Source organism: Parasaccharibacter sp. TMW 2.1884, assembly GCF_023337695.1.
In the GTDB taxonomy this organism is placed as follows: Bacteria; Pseudomonadota; Alphaproteobacteria; order Acetobacterales; family Acetobacteraceae; genus Bombella; species Bombella apis.
In genome coordinates this window covers 19,706-27,324 of record NZ_QORR01000007.1, presented here as the reverse complement: position 1 = coordinate 27,324, position 7,619 = coordinate 19,706, and the positions used below count along the sequence as shown (strand labels likewise).

Annotated in this window: 13 protein-coding genes; 10 read left to right on the top strand and 3 right to left on the bottom strand. The window is 52.3% G+C overall.

Annotation, left to right across the window (positions count from 1 at the left end; translation table 11 throughout):
- The 8 genes from DTI93_RS09335 to DTI93_RS09300 all read left to right on the top strand — a co-directional run.
- Positions 1–1,016, top strand: a 1,016-nt coding sequence (locus tag DTI93_RS09335; protein WP_249080692.1) for a hypothetical protein, incomplete at its 5' end; no start/stop codon positions are given.
- A 14-nt stretch (positions 1,017–1,030) separates the two neighbouring features.
- On the top strand, positions 1,031–1,264 hold the full coding sequence (locus tag DTI93_RS09330; protein WP_249080691.1) for a hypothetical protein: 234 nt from the start codon (positions 1,031–1,033) through the stop codon (positions 1,262–1,264).
- 63 nt (positions 1,265–1,327) lie between these two features.
- Positions 1,328–1,627: a hypothetical protein gene (locus DTI93_RS09325; RefSeq protein ID WP_249080690.1), complete on the top strand. Its 300-nt coding sequence runs from the start codon at positions 1,328–1,330 to the stop codon at positions 1,625–1,627.
- 1 nt (position 1,628) lies between these two features.
- Positions 1,629–2,060: a structural protein P5 gene (locus DTI93_RS09320; protein WP_249080689.1), complete on the top strand. Its 432-nt coding sequence runs from the start codon at positions 1,629–1,631 to the stop codon at positions 2,058–2,060.
- A 73-nt stretch (positions 2,061–2,133) separates the two neighbouring features.
- Entirely contained in the window at positions 2,134–2,385 is a 252-nt protein-coding gene (locus DTI93_RS09315; RefSeq protein WP_249080688.1) for a hypothetical protein, read from the top strand.
- A gap of 68 nt (positions 2,386–2,453) precedes the next feature.
- The gene (locus tag DTI93_RS09310; protein ID WP_249080681.1) at positions 2,454–2,768 is read left to right on the top strand and encodes a hypothetical protein; all 315 of its coding nucleotides are present in this window, start codon (positions 2,454–2,456) and stop codon (positions 2,766–2,768) included.
- Positions 2,765–3,007, top strand: coding sequence for a hypothetical protein (locus DTI93_RS09305; RefSeq protein ID WP_249080679.1), 243 nt, complete (start codon positions 2,765–2,767; stop codon positions 3,005–3,007). Before DTI93_RS09310 ends, DTI93_RS09305 begins: the two co-directional genes overlap by 4 nt.
- Entirely contained in the window at positions 3,004–3,255 is a 252-nt protein-coding gene (locus DTI93_RS09300) for a hypothetical protein (protein WP_249080677.1), read from the top strand. The genes DTI93_RS09305 and DTI93_RS09300 overlap by 4 nt, the downstream gene beginning before the upstream one ends.
- Positions 3,256–3,318: 63 nt before the next feature.
- On the opposite strand, the gene DTI93_RS09295 is transcribed toward DTI93_RS09300, so the two are convergent.
- From DTI93_RS09295 to DTI93_RS09285, 3 genes are read right to left on the bottom strand one after another with little or no spacing between them, the layout of a single operon-like run.
- Positions 3,319–3,729, bottom strand: coding sequence for a hypothetical protein (locus DTI93_RS09295; RefSeq protein ID WP_249080675.1), 411 nt, complete (start codon positions 3,727–3,729; stop codon positions 3,319–3,321).
- A 1-nt stretch (position 3,730) separates the two neighbouring features.
- The gene (locus DTI93_RS09290; RefSeq protein WP_249080665.1) at positions 3,731–4,423 is read right to left on the bottom strand and encodes a hypothetical protein; all 693 of its coding nucleotides are present in this window, start codon (positions 4,421–4,423) and stop codon (positions 3,731–3,733) included.
- Positions 4,420–5,073: a ParA family protein gene (locus tag DTI93_RS09285; RefSeq protein ID WP_249080663.1), complete on the bottom strand. Its 654-nt coding sequence runs from the start codon at positions 5,071–5,073 to the stop codon at positions 4,420–4,422. Before DTI93_RS09285 ends, DTI93_RS09290 begins: the two co-directional genes overlap by 4 nt.
- Before the next feature lie 382 nt (positions 5,074–5,455).
- Between DTI93_RS09285 and DTI93_RS09280 the strand changes: the two genes are divergently transcribed.
- The gene (locus tag DTI93_RS09280) at positions 5,456–6,697 is read left to right on the top strand and encodes an ATP-binding protein (protein WP_249080661.1); all 1,242 of its coding nucleotides are present in this window, start codon (positions 5,456–5,458) and stop codon (positions 6,695–6,697) included.
- Entirely contained in the window at positions 6,694–7,377 is a 684-nt protein-coding gene (locus DTI93_RS09275) for an RloB family protein (RefSeq protein WP_249080659.1), read from the top strand. Before DTI93_RS09280 ends, DTI93_RS09275 begins: the two co-directional genes overlap by 4 nt.
- Positions 7,378–7,619: the final 242 nt, after the last annotated feature.

The following is a 7,619-nucleotide window of genomic DNA, read 5'->3' as shown; positions in this document are numbered from 1 at the left end:
ACCTCAACCTGCTCTACGGCCCTGGTCTGGCGAGCCGGTTTTCGTTCCAGCGTGACGGAAATACCGTCCTGTATAAGAACGGTACTGCCTTCTTCTCCCTGAACGAGGGAGGGGCGTTCCTGGGTGGGAACAGGGTCATCACGACTGCCGATCTGGCTGTGGAGACCGCAAGGGCGATGGCGGCGGAAGCAGCGGCGTTGCCCGCCTCTAACCCCGCCGTGCAGGGTACACTGACCGTCAACCGGGTTGTCTCAACGGATAACGGCGGGGATGACCTCAACCTGCTTTACGGCCCTGGTCTGGCGAGCCGGTTTTCGTTCCAGCGGGATGGAAATACCGTCCTATATAAGAGTGGTGTTGCCTTCTTCTCCCTGAACGAGGGAGGGGCGTTCCTGGGTGGCAGCAGGGTCATCACGACTGCCGATCTGGCTGTCGAGACCGCCCGGGCAATGGGGGCGGAGGCGGCGTCTCTTCCGGTCAACAATCCTGCCGTGCAGGGCACGCTGACGGCCGGAATATTTGCCGCTCCAGGCAACGGATCTCAAAACCTGAACGTATTGTACGGCCCCGGTCTATCCTATCGGCTGGCAGGGCAGAACGATGGAAATCTCGTCGCTTACGTCAACAATTCTCCGTTTCTGTCAATCTCGCCAAAAGGGATGACATTTAACGGGAACACCATGGCAACAGCGGGTGATCTGGCGGCTCTGGCGGCACGGATGCAGCCTATGGGGAATTACGTCACCGCCGGAAACCGAGGGCCAACGAAAACGTATAATTTCGACGTCGTAGCGGCACATGGAGACTGGATCAGTTTTCCTGATCCGTTTTCAGGGGACGCCGTTGCCGTTGTCCCTGTCGCCCAGGACACCGGCAATAACCAGATTCACACGTCGTCATGGTTCAGAAAGGATCGCAGCGGATTTCAGCTCAGCTGTAACGTGTGGACTGGATCGACGTGGGCGAATGAACACAACGGTGTTCCTGTAGCAGTTGCGGTTACAGGTCCTGCATGACAAAGGAGAGTTTTATGAGTGAAACGGAGAAGGCAGTGGAAAATGAGTTTTCGTCCACTGAGCCTGTTTATAAAAATTTTATCCTCTACAGAACGGAACCTCTGTACAGCCAGCCGCGTGGCTGGGTAATTTTTTCAATGACGCAGATAAGTGCGGATTCGTGCCCCAAAATCCCGAGAACGGCATGGGTGGAGGCTCCCCCCGGAAAATATAATTTTGGCGACATTATCGATCCTGAAAATCCCTGATCGGACGAAGGAAGAAACGATCCGCCGCCCACTGAGGCGGTTTTTTTATGCGTGGAGAATGGAATGGCAGAGGAGCAGTCAGGGGCAGGCAACTGGACCCTGAACGAACGTGTAGCAGCACTGGAGGCCGTACAAGCTCGACATGATGAAGACATCACCAAACTCAGCGACAAGATCGACAATCTTGCCGGTGAACAGCGGGCCGGGATTGCTGCCCTGAGTAGCCAGATACGGGAGGCGAATTCCACCCGTGCCCGGACAGTCACGGCTGCCATCACGGGCGGTGGTGCTGTGGGAGGGGCTGTATCTGTTGGGCTCTATCAGATCATTCACATGCTCTATCCGCACCTGTTTGGAGGCTGACATGGCGCAAATTGCTGACCGACGCCCCCGTGGCATCCGCAACAACAACCCCGGCAACCTGAACTTTGCCCACCAGACCGGTGCAGTGCTGGAGCCTGGCCCCAACGCCCGCTTTGCACGCTTCCCCACGGCAGAGGCGGGGCTGGCCGCCCTGAGGGACCAGCTTCTTCTCTATAACCGGCGGGACGGGCTTGACACGGTGGCAGCCATCATCAGCAAGTGGGCACCGCCAACCGAGAACAATACGGCCAGCTACATCCGGGGCGTGGCCCATGCGCTTGGCGTGCGGCCGTTTCAGGCCATCGGGCCTTTCACCCCGTCCGTTCTGGCCGGACTGATGAACGCCATCATACAGTTTGAGAACGGCCAGAACCCCTATGGCCCGCTGGTCGCCCGGGTGGCCGGCGCACGGCCCGGGCAGGCGGCGGTTTGACCGGTCAAACCATGAAATTTCCCCCAGTTTTCTACCGCCTCCGGGCGGTTTTTCTGTATCTGGAGTTTTTTCCGTGAAAATCCGTTTCGCTGACTGGCTGCGTCAGCCCAGCACGCTGACCGGCCTCTCCCTGCTGATCGGTGGGGTATCCGGCCTGCTGACCGGGGCATTCCATGCGGATATTGCCACACCCTTGATCCTCTCCGCTCTGCCGAAATTGCTGCCGGACAACAGCACGGTGCGGGTCGTGTCCGACGCCGTGGTTCCCGCCGTGGTGAACGCGCTGGACAGGAAGGGGGGACAGGCCCCCACAAAAAACTCATGAATTCCCCCGCTGGTGGGACGGCCGACGCCGGAAACCAGCATGTCCCTCAAGAAAACAGGATTACGATTATGGACACAAAGACAACAGCCGGTGATCTGGCCACGGCCGGGGAAGGTATCGTCGAGGCCGTGACGGGGAAGGTGATTTCCGGCCGTACCCGGGCGATCGTCGGGGGTGTGGCCGGGGCCGGGAATGGGCTGCTGGAAGGCATGGCCCAGCATGTTGGCTTTGACCTGCCGGGAGTTCTGTCCGGCGTGCTGTCCGTGCTGAAGGGGGCAACTCAGATTGTTGCAGCCAGCCGCCGGAAGAAGGCGGAGGAAGCGTCTGGGCCTGATGCCAGTCCTGTGACGACGTCCACGGCCAGCCCGCAGGCTGCCCCGTGACGGGCTACGGCTCCCTGGCCCTGCTGGGAGGGATCGCCACCTCCCTGCTTGGGCTGATCTGGTACGCCAACCGTGCCGGGCGTGATGCTGAGGCTGTCCGCCATGACGCAACGGATATTGCTCAGGCGAACCAGGCTGCCCGGACCACGCAGGCGATCGCCCAGGCCGGGGCGTCCAGTCCAAGGGACGTGACAGACCTGATCACAGAGCTGAGGGCGGGGAAGGAGGGCCAGCTGTGAAAAAGACCTTCATCCTGTTCCTCTGCTTGGTGGGGACGTCGGCCTGTACCAGGCCGGAGCGTATCCGGCAGCAGTGCCTGATTGTTCCGACCTACACGCTGCGGCAGCAGCAGGCCCTGGCGGATGAACTGGAGCAGCACTGCCCAGGCGGAACGGTCTGTGACGTGCCGGAGATGGTGAGACGTGTGACGGATTATTACGCCGTGCAACGTGAGAATGCCCTCTGCTGGCAGCGGGCCGCACCATGAAAGAAGAAAGCCCCTCCGTAGTGGAGGGGCTTCTTTTTTGTATCTTCAGCACGGGGGGTGGCGTCAAAGCAGGGCGATTTCTTCCTCAGGTTGGTCCAACCCCGGGGGGAGATGCCGGTCCACCAGCGTGACGGGGTGGTGACATGTCGCCACGACCGTCGCACCCAGAATGGCATGCGTGAAAAAACTGGGCCAGCCCAGCCTGCGGGCCTCGTCATCCGTCGTGGTGATGCCAAGGGTGAAGCGGCATGGGTGGCTGCCCTGGGCCGCCAGGCTGTCCATTTTTTCCACCAGCCGGGATGCCGTGTCCGTCAGGCGTGTATGGACACCTAAAAGCTCGGCCAGTATCCCCGGCGGGGTGGGGCGGTAGCCGGTCAGCATCTTTTTCAATGAATCCTGACTGACCCGCAGGAATCTGCTGGCGGGGCCGTCCCGCAGCCCCAGCATCAGGAGGGTTGCCCGCAGCTCGTTCATGTCAGGCCATGGTCCGGGAGACAGCTGCCTGCCGTTCAGCCTCGGCGATCTTGACCTCCAGTTTCTCCAGCTCCTTATAGAGCCTCTCCCGTTTCTTGAGCAGGGATGAGAGAGGGGAAGAGCTGCGGCCGCTCCTGCTCCGTTTTTTTGACAGCAGCCGCTTCTTGAAGACCACCAGCTCCCGACGGGTCACGTCCGGCCTGACCAGGCCCTGTTCCCTAGCCAGATCGAGCTGGCTGTCCGTATAGGTCGTGAGCGTATAGGCGGTGGAAAATGATGGCGGGCAGAGGTCACGGGGGATACGTCCGGCATCGACAGCCCGGGCGACAGCCCTGTACATGCAGGCCGTGTTCTTGGACATGCCGAACAGTGCCTGCGTGGCAGCCAGCAGGCGGTGCCATTCCTCCCGGGTGAAACTGTCCTCTGTCCGGCAGAAGGCACGACCGATTTCGATCACGGTCTCCAGCTGGCGTTTCCGCTCATGGCGGATCGTGTTGGCCAGCTGGCTGACAACCCGGATCTTCTCCTGATCGTCCAGAATGGGCAGGCCCGCAAACTGCTCGTTGAAGACCCGGATAAACGCCTCGTCCACCACCGCACTGTTGGCCAGGCTGCTGGACTGACGGTCTGCCGTGCGGGCGATCTGTCCGATGCGCTGCGCTCTGGATGTGTCCGGGGGTGTCAGACGGCTCATGTCCGGCTCTCCTTATCGGCAATTTTCAGCTGTTTGCAGACAAATTCATATACCTGCCGGAAATCGGCCGCAGAGGCGGTTTTTGGCCTGTCGGAGGCCGTGAGGCCATCAATCACGTGCTGGTGCGCATCTGCCAGGTTGCGTATCTCGATCGGACAGAGTGTGCCCAGCTTGTTCAGCTCGGCACGGGCCTCCTTGAAAAACCGTTCCCGTGGGTTGGCATGGTTCATCACCAGGGCATTGGGGATGTTCTGGCTGTCCAGCGTGGCGGCCCAGGGTCCCACGCTATCAATGTCGGCCAGCTTCATCGCACTGGGAACCAGCACGATGCTGGATGCACGGCATAATTCAGATACGGCCAGAATGTGGTCGTCCATCCCCGGGGGAAGGTCGAAAATGGCCACGTCGTACTGCCGTGCATGGTCCAGCACGGCCTGCCAGTCCGACAGGCGGGCCTCGGCGCACTCAACCTGCATGGCACCCGGATTGGCCTGCCGACGGGCCTGCCATTTCAGCAGGGTCTGCTGGGGGTCGAAATCCACCCCCAGAACCCGCCTGCCCGCCTGCTGGAAGAGAACGAGCAGGTTCTCCGTGATGGTCGTCTTGCCAGTCCCGCCCTTGGGGGAACAAATGGTGATGATGGTCGTCATTTCTGGCCTTTCCGCCGTTCCGGGGCCAGCGTGTCCGGCCCTCTGATGGAGAGACCATATAAAAATATGGGCCTACCATAAAGGGAAAAACGGCCAAGGAACATTAAGCCTAGTTAGCGGAGGCCCAATGCCTCCCTACCGTATAGAGATTATGGCGTCATTCTCAGGCAAAGGAAGTGATTTCTAAAGATGTGTTTCCTGCCTCAGGTTAGATTTCCTTGGAAAAGAAAGGGGAGCTGCATACAATTTCATTAGAAAAAAAAACATTTTATGTTAAAATTGCCACCGTTAACGTATCAACATCTCCAATAAGGATAGAAAAATGTTAATCAGGTTCGATTTCAAAAATCATAGATCCTTTAAAGATGCAGCGGAAATATCAATGTTTGCATCATCTTTAAAAGATGAATATGAAAGTACATTCACTCATCCTTCGTTAAATAAGAATGATAAGATATCAACAGTAGCTGTTATTTATGGTGCTAATTCTTCTGGAAAAACTGGAATTATTAGTGCTTTAGATTTGATGAGAGACCATATCTTATATTCTCATAGTCAGGGTATTCCTGAAAGAAGAATACCAAACAATCCATTTAAACTTGATGATAAAAGTATCAACGAGGAAACAAGTTTCGGAATTGATTTTGCTATAGAAGAATTAAGATATAGATACGAATTCTCTTATGTTGATAATTACATAATTAATGAAAATCTTTATTCTTTTACAAATGGTAGAAAGACCAAACTTTTTGAAAGAGAAAAACAAGATTTTTCTTTTGGCAGATCTCTATCCGGCCAGAATAAATTAATTGCTTCCGTCACAAGGGGGAATAGTCTTTTTCTATCAGCTGCTGCCCAGAATGATCATAAACAGCTCATGCAGATTTTTTCCTTTTTTGAGAAAATCACCCTGTCAACAAACATAAAGGATCTCCGTTTATCCAAAAAAAGAAAATTAGATGACAGAGCAATAACGTTCCTTAATCTTATAGGGACAGGCATCGTTGATTGGCGAGCAAAAAAAATAGAAATGTCAAAACAAAACTTAAAAATTAAAGATAAACTAGTTCAGCTGTTCACAGAACTTAGCAATGATCTTCAATATAAGGTAGAAGATAACGGTGATGATGAAGTAATTCTCCAGTTTGCCCACAAAGCAAGAAAAGGGGAAAAATATTTTGACATATCAGATGAAAGTGCTGGGACGCAACATCTTCTGCGTTTATTGGATCCCATTTTCAAAACGTTGGACGAAGGAGGAATTCTAATAATTGATGAAATAGACCGTAGTCTTCATACACAAGCAGTTACAGCAATAATAGAAATGTTCCTTGATAAGGAATTTAACAAAAATCATGCACAGTTAATTTGTACCGTGCATGATACCAATATTCTTAACTGCAAGAACTTGAGAAGAGATCAAATATGGCTTGCAGAGAAAAATGCTGACAATGGGTCTTCAGAATTATTTTCAATTGCAGAAATAAAAACTCGTAAAGGCGACAACATTGAGAAAGCATATACACAGGGCAGATATGGTGGCACTCCTTCAGGATCTGTGGATTTATGGCTGTCCCTTCTCAAGGATCACATGAAATCCTCCTCAAAGGAGAACACAAAATGAGTTCTCCATCTGAAAACAAGGCCCAAAACAATAAATCAAACAGAAGAGGTTTCAGACGACAGACACAGAATAGAGACCCAAAAAGAAAATTTTATATTTTCTGCGAAGGCGAGAAAACGGAACCTGAATATTTTAACGAAATTAGGAAGAAGTTTATAAAAGCAAACATAGATATAAAAATATCTGATAAACATGGAGTACCAAAAACCCTAACAGATATGGCCATAAAAAAGAAAAAAGAAATTATGAAATCTAAAGATTCATTTGAAAAGGGTGACCAAGTATGGGTTGTATTCGACAGAGATGAGTTCCCCTTATATGAGGAGTCCATAAGGAGATGCGACAACAATGAAATAGGAGTTGCCTTTTCAAATCCATGTTTTGAATTTTGGCTCCTTTTACATGTTGAACAATATAAAAGATTTAATCAACCACAGGATAGGCAAAAGACACAACATGCAGCAGAGGAGCATCTTCTAGGATACAAATCAGATAGAAATAAAAGTACAAATTTCGATTTGTTAACAGAAAATGTAGACTTGGCCGTTAGAAGAGCAGAACAAATCATGCAATCAAGGGAAAAGGAAGGTTATAAGCGTGGAGAAGGTAATCCATCTACGTCTGTTCATCATCTTATCATAGCTATACAGAGAGAGGCTAATACTAGACAGAGAGAGTAATTGTGATGAGATAATAAAAGTAATAACTCTTACTTAATATCCATAAAAACTGGCATCGCCTTTGATGAATATGATTACGCTGTTCGATAGACAGGTACAGATTGAAAAATCTTCCTCGCTTATAATTAACATTTAATAATCAATCAACCAGATTAAATATAGTGATGCCTATAAATATTGCTCATAGGCCCACCAACCAGAGAGTGTATTCATTAGAGGATACTCTAAAAGAACAGTCGGAG